We start from the raw sequence: 21,756 nt of genomic DNA, 5'->3' as shown, positions 1-21,756 counted from the left end.
TCTCCGATTGCACGCAGGCACCCTCCCTCCGCTATTTCCGCTCGGCTTTTTCTTTGGTCCAGTATTGATCCCACTGTTTCAGCAGGTCTTCAGCCGAGATCTTGTCGAGCAAATAGCTCTGGATATCTTTGTCTGCCGCGCTTTGCCATGCTCCCCAGCCTTTGTAGTCGACGGGTCTGGAGACATCGATGTAGGTCTGACCTTGCGCATTCATATCAATAAACGGTTTGAAATAACCCGTCTTGTAAAACTCGTCTTCCGCTGCACTTTTGACGACCGGAATGACCGAGGTGCGCTTGGCGTAGGTGGTACTCTGTTCGGGATCGGAGAGAAATTCGATCAGCTTCCACGCCTCTTCCTTGTGCTGGGAGTAAGCGGTCATACCCCAGCCTGGTCCGCCGACTACCTGCTGCGCTACCCCGGACGGTCCTATCGGAAGAGGTGCTGTCGCCCACGTGCCTTCTTTCATTTTTTCCTTGGCCCCGTCAATCACGTCCGGGTCCTGGATCAGAAAAGCTGTTGACCCCGAGACGAAGCCCTGCACCATCTCCTGGAAGCCCCAGCTGACGGAATCCGCTGGCGACGCCTCCTTGTATAGCTGTTTGTAGAACGTAAGTGCTTCGAGCGATTCGGGAGTCGAAAACACGGTGCGTCCATCCTTCAAGAAAAAGGCGGAGGCAGGGTCGACTTGCGTGCCATTGTAAGCCCATATAGTGATCAACGCATAATCCCAGCCAGTCGGCCCACCCCGGAAGCTGTAGCCAAAGCGATTTTTTGCCGGATCTGTCAGTTTTTTCGCAGCTACGAGCAGCTCCTCCCACGTTTTCGGAACTTCCAGGCCAGCTTCTTTCAACCAATCCGTCCGGTAAAACAAGACGCGCTGATACAAGCCGTTCGGGATGTAATACGGCGTGTTGTCCACCCACGTAGCACGGCGTTTGGCGATATCCGTGAGCTGGTCGTAATTTTTCCACTTATCCGTGTACGGCTTCAGATTTTCGATAAAGCCGTTCATAGAAAACTGCTTCGCATTGAATTCGCGCACTTCCAGCACATCGAGCGCTTCTTTGGCCATCAGCATCTGCGTGATTTTCTGATCGGCTCCTTCAAATGGGGGTGAAATCAAGTCCACCTTGATGCCCGGATTTTTCGCTTCGAACTTGGCGAGCATTTCCTTGAGTAGCTCCGTTCTCTGCGGACTGGTGATACTCTCCACCATCTTCAGCGTGATAGTCTGTCCCGCTTGCCCGGTACCTCCTGATGAAGAAGCAGGCGGATTGCTCGCAGGCTGACTACACCCAGCGATGAGCCCACCTGATAGAACCAGACTTAGGACAGCGGACAACCATTTGGAGACTTTCATACACGAACCCCCTCTAATCTACGGATGAATGCCAGTGTGTTAGCATTGTACTAAATATTCAGAATAGTGAGTTTCAATATATTTACCTATTCTTTCACTTTCTTTACCAGTTGTTGGATCACACATAAGAAAAACGCGGGGAATACATCCGCTTCCTTTTATCCACTAGGTCGGACTGTAGTGGAGGGGAGGAAAAAGGGGAAAACGCTCCAGCTTTATAGGAGTTTTTTGAGAAAAACCCTTCGTGAGACAATACCTTTGCAGAATGAAATCTTGGTTCTCCTAATTCAATCGCTCCCGTGACACGTCGAACGGACATATTGGATGTCTTCGTTTTTCACTTGATTAACCCATATCCTTCGAAGCGCAACGATTGGGAAAGTAAGCTTTTGCTCCCTTGAACCTCGTAATACCCGGTGGCTAGAAACCACTACAGCTCGCAGGAGAAGCAGGCTTCCAGGCGGAGCGACTCCGGAACCCTACTTAGCGGAACAACGAATTCACGGGATTAAGAAGCGGTACCTCTGTATTCCCTGCGTAGCAACTACTACTTTACCGCTTCCCCGTGAATCGTTGTGGAGCGGACAGTCTATTCCCCCTATGCAGGGTGTAGGCCGGAGCGCAGATCGGAAACCTGCTTCTCCCCACCCAAGCTATGTTAATAAACTCATCTTTTTTTCCCAAGGAATTTATACTCCCCCTGTACTTTCCGGTAGTATAAAAAAGCGGCAGTCAGGACGAAGAAAAGTCCGAAACTGCCGCTGTATGATAGAGCTATCCTTTTATGCTTGTTTCCAATCAAGAATTACTTCTTCGCAGGCGCGGGCTCGATCTCGCTTTCGATCACCCATTTATGATTCTTGACTTCCCCGCCACCCGTTGTCGGGGTGTAATCGACCATGTACACAGTCGTCGTTTCTGCCGAGTCAATTTTTGCTGAGGCATCCATCATCCCTTTCTCATGATCCGCTTTCAGGATGACCTCCGTTCCAGGAGCATACGGCTTTTTGACGTGACTCTTGATTTCCTCGTGAATGATCCATTTATGATTGGTCACTGGTGCTCCGCCTGTCGTAGGCGTATAAGTAACCGCATAAGCCGTCGTTTCGTAAGCTGCCACTACTTTGCCTTTCGCCCCTTGCATGCCAGGCTTATGGTCAGCTTTGATAATCACTTCGCTTCCTACTGGGTAGGTTGCGTTTTGTACATTTTTTACGTCTTTAGGGACCTCAGCTGTACCCGAACCACAGGCTGAAAGGCCTATCACGGCAACGAGCATCAACGTAATCAGTCGCAGCTTTTTCATTCAAATACACCTCCGGATTCATAGTTGTCCACATGAACAGTATACACATAGAGACGAACAAGTCCAAATTCGCTCCGTCATTCTTGTGCACGGATTGTCGGGGTTCCCTCTGCACTACCTGCTATTCTACTAATGAAAAGGAGGTCAAACCACATGGATTTGCTGGAAAAGCTGAATGACGCCCTAGACTATATCGAGGAACATCTGACAGAGGAAATTGATTTTAAAGAAGTGGCGCGGCTAGCCCTTTGCTCCGAGTATCATTTCAAGAGAATGTTCCCATTCCTCACAGGTGTTTCGCTATCAGAGTACATTCGTCGCAGAAGATTGACGCTGGCCGCATTCGATCTAGCAAACAGCCAGGATCGTGTCCTCGATATCGCTGTAAAGTACGGGTATAGCTCTGCCGATTCCTTTACGAGAGCATTTCTTGGCTTACACGGTATTACTCCGTCCGAAGCGAGACATCACGGCCATTCCTTGAAAGCCTATCCACGGATGACCTTCTATTTATCCATTCAGGGAGGTAGTGAAATGAACTATCGGATCGTTGAAAAAGAAGCGTTCACCATCGTGGGCATTAAAAAACGCGTCCCCATCCAATTCCATGGGGTGAATCCAGAGATAGCTGCGATGTGGGCCTCTCTAACTGAGGAAGGGATCAATCAATTGAAGGGTCTCTCTAATGTCGAGCCTCTGGGATTGCTCAGTGCCTCTACGAACTTTTCGGAAGGAAGAATGGAAGAAAAGGGGGAATTTGACCATTATATCGGGGTGGCAACCACTGCTGACTGTCCTCCTCACCTGACACTTTACGAAGTACCTGCCATTACATGGGCTGTATTTGAATCAGTCGGTCCCTTTCCCGAAACGTTGCAAAACATCTGGGGCCGTATCTATTCGGAATGGTTCCCCTCCTCCCTTTACGAGATAGCGCAAGGGCCAGAAATCTTGTGGAATGAACATAAGGATGTCACGTCCCTTACATTTCGCAGCGAGCTGTGGATACCCGTTGTGAAAAGATAATCCGCAAAAGTGAAACAAAAAGATCCGGCCTCTCTCTGCCGGATCTTTTTCCTGCTTATTTACTTCCTCATCCATGATTCATAGGTTAGACCGTGGCCATAAGGGTACAGCGTCCCACCTTTTCCATCCGGGATAGTCACGGGCAGTCTTCCTGTGGGCTGATTCCAGCCAAAGATCGTCTCTGCCGTCGCAGCAAAGCTCGCAGCTCGATAACCATATTGGGCGAGATACGCATCCACTTGCGGATACGCCATGATATCGTACGGATTGCGAATGCCTACACCAATCACTGGCTTCCCTGTTTGCTCGATGATCTGTCTATACATTTTCATGCGCGGATCATTCACGGACCTGCCTTTTACATCGGCTGTGCAGGAAGCGAGAATGACGACATCTGCCTGTATGACCTGCTTCCACTGTTCCGTTGACAGTCCCTTATTTTCGACGCGAACTGCTGTTGTTTGGGCATGGTACTTTTTCAGGGCATCTACCAGATTGTCTACGTACTCGTTTCCGACCACCACGATTCGCTGTGCTTCCACCAGCTTCAAAGGAAGTACGCCGTTGTTTTTGACCATCGTAATCGAGCGCAAGGCAGCATCTGCCTCTACATGCTTGTGTTCCTCCGAACCAATCACTTCCTGTGCCTGAATCTGTTTCACTTCGATCGTTTCCGGATCTTCCTCCTTCATGATCCCTCGTTTGATTTTCAGCGTCAGGATGCGCCTGAGTGACTGATTGATCCGCTCCTCAGAAATTACACCCTTTCTCGCTGCTTCCAAGACTCCCGTCATAACTTTATCCAGCTCGACTGGCATCAACACAATGTCTGCCCCAGCCTGTATCGCACGAACCGCCGCATCGACCGGGCCAAAATGATCGGCAATGGCTTGCATATTCATCGCATCGGTAAAAATGACACCATCAAATGCCAGTTCGCCACGTAGCAGCCCCGTGATGACCTTGGGGGAGAGAGTCGCGGGAAGGGCGATTTTCGACCCGTCCTTCTTGGAGATCACTGTCGTATCATCGATCTTCGGAAAGGTGACGTGAGCGGTCATGATGGCATCCACTCCCGCCGCAATCGCCTGTCTAAACGGATAGAGCTCGATCTGGGAGAGTCGCTCCAAATCATGTGGAACCTGAGGCAACCCTATGTGGGAATCGACTGCGGTATCGCCATGCCCAGGGAAGTGCTTTACGGTTGCCACAATCCCGTTATTTTGGAGTCCACGCATGTAGGCTACGCCTAAATCGCTGACCAGCTGCGGATATTCCCCGAACGATCTCACGCCGATAACGGGATTGTCCGGGTTGTTATTCACATCCATGTCAGGCGCAAAGTTGGTATTGATTCCTAAGCTGGCAAGCTCCCTGCCGATGGTGTCTCCCGCTTTCCAGGCCAGCACTTTGGACCGCGCCGCTCCCAGTGCCATGTTCCCTGGCAGATCAGTCCCCTGCTGCAGTCGGGACACGACCCCACCTTCCTGGTCAATCGCGACGAGCAGACCGTATTTTTGTGCCGCTTGCTGGTATTCGTGAACGAGCCGAATAGTTTGATCGGTATTCCCTACGTTTTCCCGAAACAGGATGACCCCACCGACCTGATACGTCCTGACCAGTTCCGCGATTTCCGGTAACAGCGTCGTGACGTTTTTACCGTGTGCCCGGCGAAAATCAGGCATTATCATTTGACCGACCTTTTCTTTCATTGTCATGCTGGCCATCGATTTGCTGATGAGCTGATATCTCTCCCCTTTTTGCTTGATGACAGTAATCTTTGGCCTTCCCTGATCCCGGTAGACGAGCTCGATTCGATCTTCCACTTTGCCATCGGAAACGGAGATAAATGCGGTACCCTGATCATTGGTAAAATGGACGAGGCCCTGCCCGTCGACAGTGGCCACATTCTTATTTGAGCTTTTCCATTGCAATCTCCGCGTTACTTTTTCGATATGTCCATCTCGGTACACATGCAATGCTTGCAGCTGGAGAGTGTCGCCCATTCGCTGATCGTCCACCTCGGGGATGTTCAGATGAATGATGAGGTCGGGAATTTGGGTATGTGCCATTGCATTCGACGGATAGCCTGAAGTGCCTGTGCTCGAAATGACAGCAAACACCAGTACTACGAGTACGACAAGTACCATGCTAATTCGTTTATCGCTTCCTCGCATCATTTCCTCACCTTCCTCGACTCTACCTGTTGCCAGCCTTCCGATTTCCACACGACTCCAACCTCATGTCCATCTGAATCAAAGACTGCTGGGCGATGGACGTACCACCCACGTCCGTTAATCGTCTCATCTGTCGCGTAGCGAAACCGAATGAACCTTGCACCTGGCGGAAGCCCCCACGAGACGCTTTTCCAGTCGCTCTCTCCTGTCACCGCCTTGTCCATTTTGTCCCAGCTGCTCCCGTCTCGTGACACTTCCACGTAGCCATAGTCGTATTCATTTTCAATCCGAAACCATGTGTCATACGTCAGTGTCCCTACCGTGGTGAGATTTACTTCAGCCGTCAGAATGGATTGCTGATCGTCACCTACTCCGGAAAACCACGCCCCGTCCTGCCATGGGATATCCACGGGAATCGCCAATGCGACCTGGCGCATGATACGATTGCGAATCGGGTTCATGGCGACTGTATCACGGATCGGGTGGATCCGGTTCGAAAGTAAAATGCCGATCGTCTCCTGAGATGGACTCACCACGATCGAGGTTCCGGTAAATCCGGTATGCCCCATCGCACGGCTATCACTGAGGGCATCCATATAGGTGCCACGATCCAGCTCCCAGCCAAGCCCGTGCGCATCACCTGGGAAGGCTGACATCTGGTTTTCTGTCATCCAGGTGACGGATTGGCTGGACAAGATCCGCTTCCCATCATAAATACCCCCGTTTAGCATCATTTGCGCAAATACAGCCAAGTCGCGAGCTGTACCGAACAACCCGGCATGTCCAGCTACTCCCCCCAACCACCAAGCATTTTCGTCCTGCACTTCCCCCCAGACGAGCCTACGATCCGGAGCTGATTGGTATTCCGTCGCAGCCATATGATTTTGCAATGACTTCGGTGGGTTGAACATCGTCCGCGACATCCCCAAGGGCTCGGTGATGTTTGTGTGGATATACGAATCCAGTCGCTTGCCCGTCACTTTTTCCACCAACGCCCCCAGCGTGATCATGTTCAAATCGCTATAGACATAGGTACTCCCCGGTCCGTTGACGAGAGGCTGACGCAAAACAATCTGCATTCTCTCTGCCTGGCTTGCCCCTTTTTTGTACAGCGGGATGTACGTCGGAAAGCCTGATGTATGCGTCAATAGCTGGCGAACTGTCACGTGCCCCTTGCCATTTGCTGCAAATTCGGGCAGATAAGTAGCCACAGGCTTATCCAGCTGAAGCAGCCCTTTCTCGACTACCTGCATGACTGCCGTAGAGGTAAACAGCTTGCTGATGGATGCCAGATCAAAAATCGTGTCCGTCTGCATCTGTATGGGCTGATCCATCAAGGTGAACTCATCATCTCTATATTTGGCTGCAAATCCATACGCTTGTTCCTTGACTACCACTCCGCGTCGGGCAATCAGCACGACAGCACCCGGTATGTAGTTTTGTTGGATCGCAGTCTCGATCGACGCATCTATTTCATCCAGCGGAACGCTGTACATTCCCGCCTCTGTCGGTGTCCCTGCCTGCAAAACACTACGGGATTCTCCTGGTTGATCCCAGGTATGGGTCAAAGGCTGCCGGACGGGCTTCGCCTTCTTTTCCCTATCCGGCATATCCAATGCCAACGCTGCCCATGACAAGCTGACGCATAACAAGACGATCCCTACCCTTTTTTTCATTCACCATCACTCCGTGCCATACAGCAAAAAAGTCTTTCGCTGATTTTCAAACGCATTCAGCTTCTCCTGCCACTGGGACACGATCTCATTTACAGATGTGCCCTGATCAAGCGCTTTGCGGACAGCATCTGTGCCCATGAGCTTGTCGATCCAATGGTCTTTGCGCCAGGAAAACTGTCGCGGATACTGTTTTTTCACCTCTGCCATTACAGAAAGGGCAGTTCGAACAGGCTCGTACTTGTTCCGGTCCGTGATGTAAAATTGCACCCCGCCAATATTCTTGCCTGCATGCTTGGAAAAGGCAGGCTGAAAAAAGGCCTCGCGAAACGCCACACCCGGTAATTCCAGCCGATTCAAGCGCTGAGCCAGCTCCCAGCTGTTGATATAAGGCGCCCCGATCCATTCGAAAGGTCGAGTCGTTCCACGCCCTTCGGAGAGATTGGTTCCTTCAAACAAACCGTTGCCTGGGTAGACCTCCGCCGTATCGACGGTCGGCATATTCGGAGACGGCGGGACCCACGGCAAGCCCGTTTCTTCAAACAGCATCTGCCGCGTCCACCCTCTCATGGGGATGACGGTGAGCTTTGCCTTTGTTCCGAATTCTTTCTCCAAGTATTGCTTCTGGATCCACCCTGCCAGCTCGCCTACTGTCATGCCATGTCGCACAGGAATCGGGTAAAGGCCGACAAACGACTGGAAGTGAGGATCGAGGACGGGGCCCTCTACTTTTTCTCCTCCAATGGGATTGGGTCGGTCCAAGACAATGAATGGCTTGTCCTCTATAGCCGCTGCCTTCATCGCATAGGCCATGGTGGAAATATACGTGTAAAAGCGAGAGCCAATATCCTGAATATCGTACAGAACCACGTCGACATCACGGAACAATCGGGCGATCTCTCGCGGATTTTTGCCGTACAGATTATAAAATGGAAGGCCTGTTTTGGGATCCTGGAATGACCCGGATGCAGAGCCTGCTTGCTCCGTTCCACGTATTCCATGCTCCGGTCCATACACCGCGACCAAATTGACACCTCTCGCAAGCAGCGCATCTACATCGTGAACGAGGTCCTTTGTTACCCCGGTCTGATTTGTAATGAGGCCGACTCTCTTGCCCTTTAGTTGATCGGGATTTTCCAGTAGTCTCTCGATCCCTGTCTGGACGATGGGAGTCGTCCGGTTTTCTTTGCCTGCCACCTGCTTCGCCGTCGCTCCAACGGTGAGAGAGCCGATCAGGCCAAGGATACACACCAGTCGAATCCAAACGGATACAGCCACGCAGCATCACCTCTGGTTGTAGCATGTCAAAAAATGTCTTCCTTCGTCATTATGGGTCAATTTTGGTGATGGCAACCCTTTCTTACGGATCCGAATGGCATGAAAAAAGGGCGATCCCAACAGCTACTGCCATAGCTGAGGACGCCCTTGTTCTTTTCTCTATTCTCATTGACTCCTGCAAATTACTCTGATCTCGTCAACATTCTCAATCCTAGCAAAGCGGCCCATACCTTCTGCTCAGTCTTGAAGAAGAAGCGAATCGGCATTTCATTCGCTTTTATCACCAGCGTGTCACTACCGCTAGGACGAAGTTCAAACTCTGTTCCCGCTACATCTACTACCGGATTGCCCTCTCGCAGGAAAACACTCATGTGCCCACCTTCCGCAGATAGGTACGTTCCCACCAGCTTTTCCAGTTCCTCAGGGGACGCCACGTAATCGGGCTCCCGCTCTTCCTTTTGATCCAGCGGAAACCCTAAGCAACCATTGACAGCCGCCAACCACACATCGCGGATCGGCACCTGATCGAGATTGGACAGGACTGCGACAACCAGCCCTTTTTCCGGTACAAAACCGAAGTTCGACGAAACACCTGACTGGCCTCCACCATGCTCAACCAACGTGACACCTACTGCATAGTTCGGCACCACTCTGAGAGCATAACCATACCACGCCGTTCTCGTAAGCGGATGGACAGGCTGCCACATCCCTTGCAACAGAGCTTCACTGGCAATCGCTTTTTCATGGATGCGGCCGCCATTCACATACAGTTGTCCGTATTTCAGCAAATCTAGCACATTAGAGCGAATCCCTCCACCTACCTCGTAGTTTCCGAGGGTCGGCCATTCCGCTTTTTTCACTTCGGACAGCCCTGCCTGCTTGACGTATGGGACCGATACATTTTGCAAGCGTGCCAGTTCTTCCAGGCTAAACGTGGAGCGGTGCATCTCAAGAGGCTCCAGTAGCAGATCGCTTACGTAGCGTCTGTACAGGCGTCCCGTCACTCTCTCGATAATGGCACCCAGCAAAAGGAACGTGTCGTTGCAATAACTGATGTACTCCCCGGGCTCTCCTAACAGCTCATAGGATGCGGAGGCCAAATAGTCCAGATGGTCATTTAGCTTCGTCAAATCCTCCCGACGCACCATCGGGGGGACGCCCGTTGTATGAGAGAGCAAATGACGAATCTGTACGCGACTAGAGTCGCTTCCGTCAGAAAGCTGGAACGAAGGAATATGCTTGATGACCGGATCCTCCAAAGCCAGCTTGCCCTCTGCAACGAGCTGCATAATGGCCATAGCCGTAAAGGACTTGGTCACAGACGCAACCCCAAAGATGGTCGTAGGCGAAACCGGTTCTTTCGTCTCCAGATCGCGCATGCCAAATCCCTTTTGGTAAATGACCTCTCCCTCTTGGGAAATCGCGATGGCGAGTCCTGGAACCTTTTCTCGGTCCATGAAACGCTCAACGAACGCTTCAAACTCAGTCTCATTCAATAAGGATAGTGTCACGGAGTGTTTCCCCCTTTTCATTTCCTTCCTCTCTGGCAAATATCCGATACCCGTCTATATGTAGGTCTCGAACGGAAATGCATGTACGGTGTTCCCCCGTCTTCCAGTCGTTGTCTCCGCTTGCGAGATGGAATTGTAGATGGCCTCCTCTGCCGCTTCTGCTGCTGCGGCAAAAAGCTGATTCATCACAGAATGGTCCTCACGCAGCTGAGTGCGCGTCTCCGCCATCTGTTCGGACTTGTGGGCAATTTTGTGCGCAGTGGAAAAAGCTATCACGATGTCACCGCTCCCGTGGCTGAAGTGGCTCCCCGTACGCCCCAGACCGATCCCGGTTCGTTTGGCGACACGCAACAGCTGGCGATCACTCAGGGGCGCATCCGTTGCCAAGACCAAAATGATCGAGCCGTCCGTTGGCTTGTCTACGGCAGGTAATGCGCTTTCCTTTCCACGAAACAGCTTGTCGATCAAAAACTCGTTTTTGCTTCCGAAATTGCTCAGGACAAGCACACCGACGGTATAAGAAACATCCTCTCCCGATACGATACGTGAGGAAGAACCGATCCCACCTTTATAGCCAAACGCGACCATGCCAGTCCCCGCACCTACCGCTCCTTCCACCACAGGGCCGTTCGTCGCTTTGCGAATCGCCTCCATCGCATCCTCTGGTTGTACGACGCAACGCCGAATGGAATTCAAATGACTGTCGTTGCATTCGCCCACTACGATGTTGATCGTTCCCGTTGTATCGCCGATTTCCTCGTGTCCATCCAGCATGTATTGCAGCGTTCCTTGTGTAACAGCGGGCACCGAAAAGGTATTGGTCAGCATAATCGGAGACTCCAGTACCCCCAGTTCATTTACCTGCACGAGTCCTGTCGTTTTGCCAAAGCCATTGATCACGTAGCTGGCCGCCGTCACTTTTTCCCGAAACAGGCTCCCGCCATGTGGCAAGATCGCCGTTACACCCGTGCATGCGTACTCTTGATCTCCTTCTAATTCCCGCTTGATCGTGACATGCCCGACTCGTACGTCAGCGACATCCGTGATATCGTTTTTTTCTCCTGCAGGCAGCTGCCCGATTGTCACGCCATACGCTCGAATTTTTTTTGCTTCCCTCTCTGCCATCGCTTCTGCTCCTCCTTTTACAAGACATTTGATTGTCCAGGCCTAACTACGGTTACACAGGACGATTACGCAAAAAGTTTTCACCCGCAAACCCGCGCACTTCTTCCTCAGAGTAATGCTTCAACAGCTCGTTGATGAGATTGTGAGTCGTCCCTGCATGCTCTAGACCAACGACCTTCGTGGTAATCCCATCAAAGTCAGAGCCCAGGCCGATCTGACGAACCCCACCCAGCGAGCAAAAATGATCGATGTGACGAATCAGATCTGGAATAGTCGCCTCGCCTTGTTCCTTGACGAACATCGGGCAGTAGACCACATGTACATTGCCACCCTTGGCAAACATAGCCTTTGCCTGCTCATCACTCAGATTGCGCGGGTTGTCACACCATGCTCTGGAGTTCGAATGGCTGGCAATCGGGTACTTGGCTACATCGAGCGTATCCCAAAAGCTCGCTTCGCTCAGATGCGACACATCGGTCAAGATTTTGTGTTCGTTATGAAACTGAATGATTTCTTTTCCAAACGACGTCAGTCCTGCGTTTCGCGGTTCCAAAGCACCATCTGCCGCAAGATTGGCATAATTCCAGGTCAAGCCTACTGAGCGCACCCCCAGCTGATACAGGATGTGCAGCTTTTTCAAGTCATTTCCGATAGGCTCTACGCCCTCTAGTGTCAGCATGGCTCCGATCTGTCCGTCCTTCAGCTGATCAAAATCACTCCATTCGCGGATCTGCTTCATCTCTGGATTGTTAGCCAAAACGTTCGCGTAAAAATGGTGAATCTGATCCAATGCCGACTGAAAACGTTGCTCGGCCTTCATATCGGACGGTGTGTAAATGGCAAAGCACTGGACTTTGATCCCGCCCTGAACCAGCCGCACTTTGTTCGCGTCCAGCTCTTCGGCATCCGTAAAAGAAATCTTGCCGTCTTGCTCCCATATTTTCAAAAGCGCGTCGCAGTGAAAATCGATGATGTCCATTCCCGCCATCGTTATCGCCATCCTCATCTATGTTCTAGCAAGTCTCTTGATTTTACGTTAATGTATCTGTAAAGACATATCCAATAAAAGATTGCTATAGGCGTGTTCAAAATTTTACATAATGGAGTATTCCCCTATGAATATGGAACAGATCGAAGCGTTCATTTTCGTCGCACTGACTGGTAGTTTCAGCAAAACGGCGGAGCTGCTCTATCTCTCACAACCGACCGTCAGCATGCGCATCAAGGCGATGGAGACGTCGATGGGCTGCAAATTATTTCAACGTACCGGCCATACGATTTCTTTGACCAAAGAAGGCGACCTCTTCCTTCCGTACGCCAAAAACATTCTGCACATGCTACAAGAGGGACAGCAAGCCATCCAGCGCTCCTATGGCGATGTGGAGGGCGAGCTGGTCATCTCTACCGTCTTTGTCGCTGCCTTTTACATCCTTCCTGATCTGGTCGAGCAATTTCAAAAACTGTATCCCAAGATCAAGCTGACGATTCTCACGGGACATTCCCATCAAGTCCTGGAAATGGTGCTCAATCACGAGGTTGCCTTTGGCATTGCCCGAGAGGTGACCCACCCGCAGATTAATCGCATTCAGCTCATGTCCGACGATATGGTACTCGCCATCTATCCGGAGCATTCATTCGCCAGCAGACATCAATTCTCGATCGAAGAAGTGGCACGGGAGCGTCTGATTTTGTTCAACCGCGGTTCGTTGGACTGGAAGCTGATCAGCAGTGCCTTCAGTCATCATCAGCTACAGAACAACGTCGTGATGGAAGTAGATAACATCGAAGTCGTCAAACGGATGGTCAAGCAAAAGCTGGGCATTGCTTTCTTACCCCGTTTTTCCATCCAAAAGGACTTGTCTGAGGGTGAGCTGCTCGAAGTAACCGTACATAACCTGCCCCAGATCAATCGCAACTTCGAACTCATTTATCTCAAGGACACCCCGCTCCACGGGATCATGCGGACGTTTATCGACTTTTTAATGCAGAGCAAAGTCCTCCAGACGTGACCCCACCATTCCATCTTGAAGAAACAAAAACCGCGGAGTATACCCCCGCGGCTATTTTGCTTTTCCTCTACTCGACTAGTGGCTTCCCAGCAAATCTTCCAACACTTTTTGCACCTTTACCCCTGTCTCAAACGTCACCAATCTCGCCTCTTGCCCTTCGATTGCTTGGGCAAATTCATCCAGTAAATGGGCAAGGCGGTCAATCAAGGGAATGTCTACCGGGGACGGTGCTTCATTGTCTTTCCCTACGAACAGATTGGTCCAGTTTTGCAGGCTGAGTGTCCCCTTTGTCCCATATATACGATAGTCCAAATGCTCTTGGTGCGCGATGCCAGCCAATCCGTTGATGGTTACAGGTGTCCCGTCAGCCAATCGTAGAACAGCGGATACACCTGTCTCACACGCTTCCTGATCAGCCGGATAATCTACCTCCGAACGGATGACCTCCAGATCACCAAACAAGGCATAAGTCAGGTGCGTGAAATGAGGCAGGACTTCTCGAATGAAACCGCCCTGCTCACGACCCGAGAGCCAAGGCGTTTGCTGCCAAGGGCGTGGCCATTGATGGAAATGGGTAAGAATATCAATCCGGCGAATTTGTCCGAGCTCTTCCAGACGACGTTTCAGCTCTGGAAAGATCGCCTGATAGTACGTCGGGAAGTTCATCGCGTGTACGACTCCTGCGTCTTTCGCGGCCTGCAGCATTTCCTCTGCTTCCTCCAAGGAGTTTGCCAACGGCTTTTCGCACAGGAAATGCTTTTTGTGCGCCAACACATCCAAAGCGATCGCGTGATGGAACTTAGGTGGCACGGCCAAATAGACGGCATCCAGCTCTTCATTCTTGAGCAGTTCCCGATGATCGGTATACCAAGGGACGTCCCCGGACAGCTTGGCTGCCTCTTGCGCACGCTCTGCCGAAACATCACTAATAGCTGCTATTCGAAACGTTTGATGAGTTCGCAGGGCATTCATCATCCGCTCCCCCATCACACCCGCTCCAATGACACCAATTTGATAGACTCGTTGACTCATTGAAAAATCCCTCACTTCTCGTCTACTGATTTTTTCAGATATCTTCACTACCCCATTTCTCCATTGACCTGAACAATCCTTGTGTACAAGCTGTTGCTACGAAAAAAGAATTTCACTCACGTCGATGGGTAAGAAAAACGCGGGAATTACACCCTCTTCCTTTTTCCACTCGGTCAGACTGTAGTGGAGGGGAGGAAAAAGGGGAAAACACTCCAGCTTCATAGGAACACTTACTGGGGGTCATCCCTGTCCGGCTTCATGGAAAAAACGAAACCGCGTCCAAAGCAGCCGTCTCGAGGAGCTTATCAGAGATGGACGCTGAAAACCGTGTTACGTTTTTTCCATTACGCCTTTGTTGGTGTTCCAAAGACCTTCCGCTTATTTCCCCTTTTTCCTCGGCCCGGCTTTTGCTCTTCCACTTGCCTTCTCCTGGGAGCTTTCCGAGGAGTTTCTCTGGGAATAACCGTATATGGGGCAAAGTCTTTGAAGAATGAAAGCTTGGTCCTCCTTATTCAATGGCTTCCGTGACATGTCGAACGGACACCCTGTAATACCTGGTAGCTAGAAACCACAAAAGCTGGCAGGGGAAGCAGGTTTCCAGGCGGAGCGACTCCAGAACCCTACCTAGCGGAACAACGAATTCACGGGATTAAGAAGCGGTACCTCTGTATTCCCTGCGTAGCGGCTACTACTTTACCGCTTCCCCGTGAATCGTTGTGGAGCGGACAGTCTATTCCCCTATGTAGGGTGTAGGCCGGAGCGCAGATCGGAAACCTGCTTCTCCCCACCTCAGCTATGTTGATAAGCTTATCTTTTTTCCCATGGTTGACGGTCCTTTTTACTGTAGCGGATATCCGAAAGTTTGTATTCATATCCGTGCAGACCTTTATAATACGCTGGGTACAGAAAGATAAAGAGGGCCCTCTGTGAGGACCCTCTTCTTTCCTACATCAAGCTGAAGCAGATTGACCTTGCGCAGACTCCGTATCTTTGCGGAATACCCCTTCCCATTTCGCCACAGCGATGCAGGAGAAGACATGTCCAAAGACGTTGACTGCTGTACGTGCCATATCGATGACCCGGTCGATCCCGATGATCAGAGCGACACCTTCAGGCGGCAAGCCTACTGCTGTAACCGTCGCCAGCAATATGACCATAGACGAAGATGGCACCGCTGCGACACCTTTACTCGTCACGATGAAAAAGAGCACCATCATCAGCTGTTGCTGCCACGACATGTCAATACCAAAGGCTTGGGCGATAAACGGCCCTGCAATCGTCAAGTAAAGGGTGGTTCCATCGGAGTTGAGCGGCATGCCAGCAGGAATGACGAACGACGTGATGTACTTGGGGACGCCGTACTTTTCCAATCGTTGCATCAGCTGCGGTACGACAGTCTCCGTGCTTCCTGTCGATGCGCCGACAATCATCAGATCCCACACCATTTTGTAGATTTCCTTGATCGGAACGCGCAGGAACAGGGCAACGAGGGAAAAGAGTCCAAACACAACCACAGCCAGCCCCAGGTAAGCGGTACCAATTAGCTTCAGAAGAGGAACGATCAATGCGATTCCGTACGTCCCTATGGTGTTTGACATCAGGGCAAACACACCGATCGGGGCTGTCAGCATAACCATGTTCACGAGCTGGAAGGAGGCTTTGGAGGCAATCTCCAGCATGGACACAAACGGTTTGGCTTCATTGCCAAGCTTGACCAGAGCAATCCCAAATAGCATGCAGAAGAAAATAACGGCCAGCAGATCATTCTTTGCCATCACATCGACGATATTGGTAGGAATGATATGAAGAAGCAAGGTTTTGCCATCGAGAACGGTCGAAGTATTGGATGCGATCGTAGACAGATCTGCCTGAGGAATATTGGAGAGATCGATGCCTTTGCCCGGCTTCACGATATTGGCGATGGCAAGTCCGATAAACAGAATCAGTGTGGTAATCAGTTCAAACCAGATGACCGTTTTGATCCCAATTCGCCCCATCCGTTTGATGTCACCGATCCCCGCGATCCCTACGAGCAAGGTCGTGACGATGACCGGGATGACAATCATTTTGAGCAAACGGATAAACATGTCACCGAGAACCTTGATATCCCGTCCGAGCTCCGGAAAAAAATGACCAAAGGCTGCACCCAGCACGGTAGCACCTAAGATGTAAAACGCAAACTTAGTCTTCATAAAATTCCCCCTGTTCGTAAAATTCATAGGCATGAAATGATTATTGCAAATTACAACGGCTCATGCCATAATAATTTCACAACTAAGGAGGTAATGAAATGAATATTTCATCGTTGCAAACTACCTTTCAAAAGACTCGACCAAACTCTGCGGCTTTTTTCGAGCGCGCTAAGCATACGATTTCCGGTGGCGTAAACGGCAATCTACGCTTCTTTGCACCGTTTCCGATCATTTTTGAAAAAGCAGAAGCTGCCAGCCTGATCGATTTGGACGGTCACCGTTATGTCGATTATTTGCTTTCCTATGGAGCTCTGATGCTCGGACATGCTCATCCAGAGGTACTGAAAGCGACCCAAAAGGTGTGGGCAGAGCAAGGGACGAGTAGCTTTGGCGCGACTCATCCGCTGGAAATGGAAATGACAGACGAGCTGATCGAGCTGTACCCGAGCTTTGATCAAGTACGCTTTACGAACTCCGGACTGGAAGCGACTCTGTTTGCCCTGCGCCTCGCTACGGCGTATACCGGCAAATCCCACATCGCCAAATTTGAAGGGCACTATCATGGGGCACACGACCATGTTCTGCAGAGCGTAAACCCAACGGCAGACCTCGCTGGCACGACCCAATCGCCACAGGCGGTGCCTGAATCCCTCGGTACTCCTGACTACTACCGCGATCACAGTGTCATCCTGCCGTTTAATGACTGGGATGCATGCGAGCGCATTTTGACAGAAAAAGCAGACCTCATCTCTTCTGTGATCATGGAGCCGATGCTCTCCGGCTACATTGCTGCGGATCGCACATTCATGAAAAATCTGCGCGAGCTCACCACTCAATTGGGCATCATTCTAATTTTTGACGAAGTGAAAACGGGCTTCCGTATCGAGGTAGGCGGAGCACAAGCCTTTTACGGCGTGGAGCCTGATTTGACCGCTCTGGGGAAAGTAGTGGGCGGCGGCTTTCCTATCGGAGTCGTGGGCGGAAAACGTTCTATCATGGAGCTGTCCTCCCCGCTGCGTTCCAGCAAAAAATCAGAGGTCGTCTTCCACAGCGGTACATTCAATGGCAATCCGTTGTCCATTGCCGCTGGTTTGGCTACGATCCGTTACTTGAAACAGCCTGGGAATTTTGCACAGCTCGTCGCAAACACCAACGAGCTGCGCGCCGGTATCGACGTTCTTGCCAAGCAATATGAACTGCCTTTCCAAACGCTCGGAGAAGGTACCATCTTTAATGTCCTGGCAACTCATGCACCTGTTGGCCATTACCGCGATCTTGGCAACAACAACAACCAGCTGCGCCTCGCTCTCGACTACTTGTTGATGGAAAACGGCGTCTACTCTAAACCGATGAACCGTTTCTCGATGTCTGCTGCGCACGGATCGGCCGAGATCAAAGCGACATTGGATGCCTTTGAAAAAAGCATGGCCGCCCTCAAACAAGATCCGCTCGTGTAAGGCGTGTAATTGTCACTCCTCCGTTCCTGTCGTATACTTATCGCAGTATTTGTGCAAGACAGGAGTGAATCCATTGAACCTGCGCCCTACCGTATTGCAAAAGTTGTCCCATATGTACCCGCAGATGAGCCCTTCTCAGCAGGCGATCGCGGATGTGATCTTGCGTGATCCCGAGGCATCGGCCTTTTATAATGTAGCGGAAATGGCCAGAGAGGCAAACGTGAGCGAATCTACTGTCACGCGATTCGCCACGTTCCTCGGCTTTTCCGGCTTCCCCGGACTCTCTCGTGAGCTACAGGAAATGGTTCGCTCGCGACTTACGACGGGCCAACGCTTTCAGCTGTCCCGCAGCATTACCAAGGCCGAGCAGCAAACGGTCGTGCAGCATTTTGAAGAGGATGTTCACAACCTGAATCTGATGATGGAACGGATCGACCTCAATGCACTTGAGCGGATTGTACAGCTGCTTTTGGCCGCCAAACGGATCGGCATCGTGAGCGCACGCAGCGCCTTGGCACTGGGAACGTTCTTTGATTTTTATCTGAATCTGTTGAACAAGGACACGCTCCTGTTTAATGGAGATCCTCGAACTGTGGATCGGATCCATCGTTTCCAAGCAGAGGACGTGATCGTCGGGATCGGCTTTGCTCGGTATACGCGATTTACCGTAGATTGCCTCGCGATCGGGAAAAAGCGTGGTGCTCGGATCATCGTCATCACCGACTATCCTTCTTCGCCGCTGGTCCAATATGCGGATGAGGTCTTGTATACACCAACAGGTATCGCCTCACACATGGAATCCTTCGTCGCACCGATGTCCCTCTTGACGGCCATCCTGCGCTCCATGTTCCATCAGGATTCCGAAAAGGCTACAGGCTTGTTGACCGACTTGGAAGAAGCGTGGATTGGATTGGGAACGTATTACGATCCGAACAAGTCTTAAATCAGAGCTCCAACTAAAAAGGCAGTAGCAGTCACGGACGAAGCATAAAGTCCTGGACTGCCACTGCCTTTTTTGCGTTAACGGTAACAGTTTGGTCACCAAATTTCTTTTGAGCAACATCATGCAAGAATCACTAACATTCGTGTGGTATGTTATCCCTACATCAACAAGCAACGGGGGGATAACGAATGGCCAATGAGGTACGGACGGTCTTTTTTGATAAGAAATTAAAAATTGAGGCTTATTGTTTTCAAGGAATTATGCAGAAATTCCCAAATCATTTTCATGATTATTATGTCTTGGGCTTTATCGAAAAGGGAAAGCGTTATCTGTTATGCAAAAACCAGGAATATATCACGAACGCCGGCGACGTGATCATTTTTAACCCACGTGATGCTCATACCTGTGAACAGGTGGACGGGAAAACGCTGGACTATCGCAGTCTTAACATTCCTGAGGATATCATGCGCCAAGCCGTATGGGAAATCACAGGAAAGGAATACCTACCACGCTTTACACAAACGGTTCTTTATCACAGCGAACTTGCAACCTCGCTTCGAGAGCTTCATCTGATGATTTCTGAGGGTGACAGTGCCTTCAAAAAAGAGGAGCTGTTTCTGTTTCTCATCGAGCAGCTCATACAAGAATATTCCGATACCGTTCCGGAACATTGCACACAAGAACCTACCTCTGAATTGAGATTGGTCTGTGAATATTTGGAATCAAACTACGCAAATCCAATTACGCTAGACCAGTTGAGTGAGTTGACGAAAATAAGCAAGTATCATCTGCTGCGCTCTTTTACCAAACAAAATGGCATCTCCCCCTATAGTTATCTTGAAACCATTCGGATCGGAAATGCTAAAAAACTGTTGGAACAAGGCGTTCCGCCGATGGAGGTAGCCTTTCAAACTGGCTTTAGCAACCAAAGTCATTTTTCGAATTTCTTCAAAAAAATGATCGGATTAACGCCTAAGCAATACATGAAAATATTTGAACCTGTTACAGAATCGCTATTGCCGACCAGCAGGGAGATCGCTAAATGAAGACTCAGCGTATATCTGCGGGGCATCTGGCTGCATTCGTTACGATCCTGATTTGGGGCATGACTTATATATCCACCAAGCTATTGCTGGTCGATTTTACTTCTATTGAGATTCTCTTTTTTCGATTTATCATTGGCTATCTTACACTGCTGATTGTATACCCGCGTCGAGTCAAAACAAGAGATTTTAAAGAGGAGCTGCTTTATATCATTGCGGGGCTGTGTGGCGTTACCTTGTTCTTTTTACTGGAAAATATCGCGCTTACCTATACGTTTGCCTCCAATGTCGGTGTGATCGTTTCCATTTCACCGTTTTTTACTGCTGTTTTAGCCCACTTCAGCTTGGAGGGAGAAACATTACGTCCTCGCTTTTTGGTAGGCTTTGTTATCGCGATTATCGGGATTGCATTGATTATGTGTAACGGCAGCTTTGTTTTACAGCTGAATCCTCTAGGAGACTTACTTGCTATTATTGCATCCATCGTTTGGGCCGCTTATTCTGTATTCATGCGTAAAATAAGCAAACTTGGCTATCACACCGTGGGTAGCACGCGCAAGGTGTTTTTCTACGGTTTACTCTTCATGCTACCTGCTTTATTAACTCTGGACTCTACCTTTGACTTTTCGAGGTTCCTTAGCGTGCCCAACTTATCAAATCTATTATTTTTGGGCTTTGCAGCTTCTGCCTTATGCTTTGTAAGTTGGAACTGGGCCGTGGGGATTTTAGGAGCGGTAAAAACAAGTTTGTATATTTATTTGGTGCCGGTGATTACCATCGTAGCCTCTTCGCTTATTTTGCATGAGAAAATCACATGGATCGCGATAGTAGGAGCAGCGCTTACCTTGGTGGGGCTGTTTGTTTCAGAGGGGACGAAGCAGCTTGGCTTAAAGGGTAAGTTCTTCAGACAGACTGGCCGAGATAACCAAGTAAGCGTAAAGAAGTCCTCATATTGAGAAGAGACTTCTTTACGCTCCGAAATTTCATTTTCATTTTTTCAACCAAGCCAGAAGCGCCCAGCGTCTTTCCATCCGGCGTTTGTAGGAAGGCAATCCGCGATAAACCTCCACTGCTTCTTGGTAGGCCTGCTTTGCTTTTTCTTTTTGTTGCAGCTCGGTATACAGCACTCCCTGTTTGTAGTAAACCTCGCAGGATGACATATTGATCTTGGCCAGTTCTTCTAGACTTGCGAGAGCTTTTTCGCTCTGGTTCTGTTTCGCGTGTGCCTCTGCTACTCTGAGGTACGGTTCTCCGTATTTGACCCTAGGATTGGCTTTCAATGCCTGCTCGATCAGGAGCAAACCCTCTTCCACACGGTTCACCTTCAGTAGGCAGATACCCTTGTCGCTCAAATATTCTGGAGAATCCTGCATCAATGACGAGATTCCTTCCAAATAGGACAATGCCTCCCCGAATTGCTGTTTCTCCATGAGCAAACGGGCTGCCTCCAGCTTGGCAGGGGTGTCATGTGGATTGAGACGCAGCTGGTTTTTTAGAGTGCTCAAGCGCCTCCATCTCCTGTATGGTTTGGTGATGTCAGGGAGCAATCGCACAAAACGAAGATCCAGAAAGTATAACAGGAGCAAAATGATTATCAGAGCGGCAAATGGATTCCCAGTCA

At 50.3% G+C, this 21,756-nt stretch carries 17 protein-coding genes; 6 read left to right on the top strand and 11 right to left on the bottom strand.

Annotated features, from left to right (window positions below; genetic code table 11):
• Positions 1-31 precede the first annotated feature (31 nt).
• The gene (locus AN963_RS01665) at positions 32-1,363 is read right to left on the bottom strand and encodes an ABC transporter substrate-binding protein (RefSeq protein ID WP_055742827.1); all 1,332 of its coding nucleotides are present in this window, start codon (positions 1,361-1,363) and stop codon (positions 32-34) included.
• A gap of 805 nt (positions 1,364-2,168) precedes the next feature.
• A complete protein-coding gene (locus AN963_RS01660; RefSeq protein ID WP_055742826.1) occupies positions 2,169-2,669 on the bottom strand; it encodes a YdhK family protein in 501 nt (166 codons plus the stop codon).
• A gap of 153 nt (positions 2,670-2,822) precedes the next feature.
• Here AN963_RS01660 and AN963_RS01655 point away from each other — a divergent pair, with 153 nt between their 5' ends.
• Complete coding sequence (locus tag AN963_RS01655) at positions 2,823-3,695, top strand: AraC family transcriptional regulator (protein ID WP_055742825.1); 873 nt, start codon at positions 2,823-2,825, stop codon at positions 3,693-3,695.
• 59 nt (positions 3,696-3,754) lie between these two features.
• Here the strand turns inward: AN963_RS01655 and AN963_RS01650 are convergent, their stop codons facing one another.
• The 6 genes from AN963_RS01650 to AN963_RS01625 all read right to left on the bottom strand — a co-directional run bounded on the left by AN963_RS01650 (position 3,755) and on the right by AN963_RS01625 (position 12,447).
• A complete protein-coding gene (locus tag AN963_RS01650) occupies positions 3,755-5,872 on the bottom strand; it encodes a glycoside hydrolase family 3 protein (protein ID WP_055744410.1) in 2,118 nt (705 codons plus the stop codon).
• Positions 5,872-7,548 carry a serine hydrolase domain-containing protein gene (locus AN963_RS01645; RefSeq protein ID WP_055742824.1) on the bottom strand — a complete coding sequence of 559 codons (1,677 nt, stop codon included), beginning with the start codon at positions 7,546-7,548 and terminating at the stop codon, positions 5,872-5,874. Before AN963_RS01645 ends, AN963_RS01650 begins: the two co-directional genes overlap by 1 nt.
• A gap of 6 nt (positions 7,549-7,554) precedes the next feature.
• On the bottom strand, positions 7,555-8,823 hold the full coding sequence (locus AN963_RS01640; RefSeq protein ID WP_055742823.1) for an exo-beta-N-acetylmuramidase NamZ family protein: 1,269 nt from the start codon (positions 8,821-8,823) through the stop codon (positions 7,555-7,557).
• Between the two features lie 182 nt (positions 8,824-9,005).
• The gene (locus tag AN963_RS01635) at positions 9,006-10,334 is read right to left on the bottom strand and encodes a serine hydrolase domain-containing protein (protein WP_269084365.1); all 1,329 of its coding nucleotides are present in this window, start codon (positions 10,332-10,334) and stop codon (positions 9,006-9,008) included.
• A gap of 54 nt (positions 10,335-10,388) precedes the next feature.
• Complete coding sequence (locus AN963_RS01630; RefSeq protein ID WP_055742821.1) at positions 10,389-11,459, bottom strand: DmpA family aminopeptidase; 1,071 nt, start codon at positions 11,457-11,459, stop codon at positions 10,389-10,391.
• Positions 11,460-11,511: 52 nt separating this feature from the next.
• A complete protein-coding gene (locus AN963_RS01625) occupies positions 11,512-12,447 on the bottom strand; it encodes a dipeptidase (RefSeq protein ID WP_083496752.1) in 936 nt (311 codons plus the stop codon).
• A gap of 127 nt (positions 12,448-12,574) precedes the next feature.
• Between AN963_RS01625 and AN963_RS01620 the strand changes: the two genes are divergently transcribed.
• Positions 12,575-13,468 (top strand): LysR family transcriptional regulator, encoded by an 894-nt coding sequence (locus AN963_RS01620; protein ID WP_055742820.1) that lies wholly within the window; start codon positions 12,575-12,577, stop codon positions 13,466-13,468.
• A 75-nt stretch (positions 13,469-13,543) separates the two neighbouring features.
• Here AN963_RS01620 and AN963_RS01615 read toward each other — a convergent pair whose 3' ends face one another.
• Together AN963_RS01615 and AN963_RS01605 are read right to left on the bottom strand one after the other, a co-directional pair.
• Positions 13,544-14,500: a Gfo/Idh/MocA family protein gene (locus AN963_RS01615; RefSeq protein WP_055742819.1), complete on the bottom strand. Its 957-nt coding sequence runs from the start codon at positions 14,498-14,500 to the stop codon at positions 13,544-13,546.
• Positions 14,501-15,450: 950 nt separating this feature from the next.
• The gene (locus AN963_RS01605) at positions 15,451-16,692 is read right to left on the bottom strand and encodes a dicarboxylate/amino acid:cation symporter (RefSeq protein ID WP_055742817.1); all 1,242 of its coding nucleotides are present in this window, start codon (positions 16,690-16,692) and stop codon (positions 15,451-15,453) included.
• A gap of 98 nt (positions 16,693-16,790) precedes the next feature.
• Here AN963_RS01605 and AN963_RS01600 point away from each other — a divergent pair, with 98 nt between their 5' ends.
• From AN963_RS01600 to AN963_RS01585, 4 genes are all read left to right on the top strand, one after another.
• Positions 16,791-18,149: an aspartate aminotransferase family protein gene (locus AN963_RS01600; protein WP_055742816.1), complete on the top strand. Its 1,359-nt coding sequence runs from the start codon at positions 16,791-16,793 to the stop codon at positions 18,147-18,149.
• 73 nt (positions 18,150-18,222) lie between these two features.
• Complete coding sequence (locus AN963_RS01595) at positions 18,223-19,092, top strand: MurR/RpiR family transcriptional regulator (protein ID WP_055742815.1); 870 nt, start codon at positions 18,223-18,225, stop codon at positions 19,090-19,092.
• Positions 19,093-19,280: 188 nt separating this feature from the next.
• Positions 19,281-20,138 (top strand): AraC family ligand binding domain-containing protein, encoded by an 858-nt coding sequence (locus AN963_RS01590; protein WP_055742814.1) that lies wholly within the window; start codon positions 19,281-19,283, stop codon positions 20,136-20,138.
• Complete coding sequence (locus AN963_RS01585) at positions 20,135-21,091, top strand: DMT family transporter (protein WP_055742813.1); 957 nt, start codon at positions 20,135-20,137, stop codon at positions 21,089-21,091. The genes AN963_RS01590 and AN963_RS01585 overlap by 4 nt, the downstream gene beginning before the upstream one ends.
• A gap of 33 nt (positions 21,092-21,124) precedes the next feature.
• Here the strand turns inward: AN963_RS01585 and AN963_RS01580 are convergent, their stop codons facing one another.
• Positions 21,125-21,640 carry a tetratricopeptide repeat protein gene (locus AN963_RS01580; protein WP_330218810.1) on the bottom strand — a complete coding sequence of 172 codons (516 nt, stop codon included), beginning with the start codon at positions 21,638-21,640 and terminating at the stop codon, positions 21,125-21,127.
• Between the last annotated feature and the right edge of the window lie 116 nt (positions 21,641-21,756).

Origin of the sequence: Brevibacillus choshinensis (genome assembly GCF_001420695.1) — a bacterium.
Taxonomy (GTDB): Bacteria; Bacillota; Bacilli; order Brevibacillales; family Brevibacillaceae; genus Brevibacillus; species Brevibacillus choshinensis.
This window is presented reverse-complemented; position numbering and strand designations above follow the sequence as displayed.

Coding starts and splice junctions, on each gene's coding strand:
- AN963_RS01585 (WP_055742813.1), top strand. CDS start 20,135: ATGAAGACTCAGCGTATATCTGCGGGGCATCTGGCTGCATTCGTTACG.
- AN963_RS01620 (WP_055742820.1), top strand. CDS start 12,575: ATGAATATGGAACAGATCGAAGCGTTCATTTTCGTCGCACTGACTGGT.
- AN963_RS01630 (WP_055742821.1), bottom strand. CDS start 11,459: ATGGCAGAGAGGGAAGCAAAAAAAATTCGAGCGTATGGCGTGACAATC.
- AN963_RS01625 (WP_083496752.1), bottom strand. CDS start 12,447: ATGGCGGGAATGGACATCATCGATTTTCACTGCGACGCGCTTTTGAAA.
- AN963_RS01645 (WP_055742824.1), bottom strand. CDS start 7,548: ATGAAAAAAAGGGTAGGGATCGTCTTGTTATGCGTCAGCTTGTCATGG.
- AN963_RS01660 (WP_055742826.1), bottom strand. CDS start 2,669: ATGAAAAAGCTGCGACTGATTACGTTGATGCTCGTTGCCGTGATAGGC.
- AN963_RS01605 (WP_055742817.1), bottom strand. CDS start 16,692: ATGAAGACTAAGTTTGCGTTTTACATCTTAGGTGCTACCGTGCTGGGT.
- AN963_RS01650 (WP_055744410.1), bottom strand. CDS start 5,872: ATGCGAGGAAGCGATAAACGAATTAGCATGGTACTTGTCGTACTCGTA.
- AN963_RS01665 (WP_055742827.1), bottom strand. CDS start 1,363: ATGAAAGTCTCCAAATGGTTGTCCGCTGTCCTAAGTCTGGTTCTATCA.
- AN963_RS01655 (WP_055742825.1), top strand. CDS start 2,823: ATGGATTTGCTGGAAAAGCTGAATGACGCCCTAGACTATATCGAGGAA.
- AN963_RS01590 (WP_055742814.1), top strand. CDS start 19,281: ATGGCCAATGAGGTACGGACGGTCTTTTTTGATAAGAAATTAAAAATT.
- AN963_RS01600 (WP_055742816.1), top strand. CDS start 16,791: ATGAATATTTCATCGTTGCAAACTACCTTTCAAAAGACTCGACCAAAC.
- AN963_RS01615 (WP_055742819.1), bottom strand. CDS start 14,500: ATGAGTCAACGAGTCTATCAAATTGGTGTCATTGGAGCGGGTGTGATG.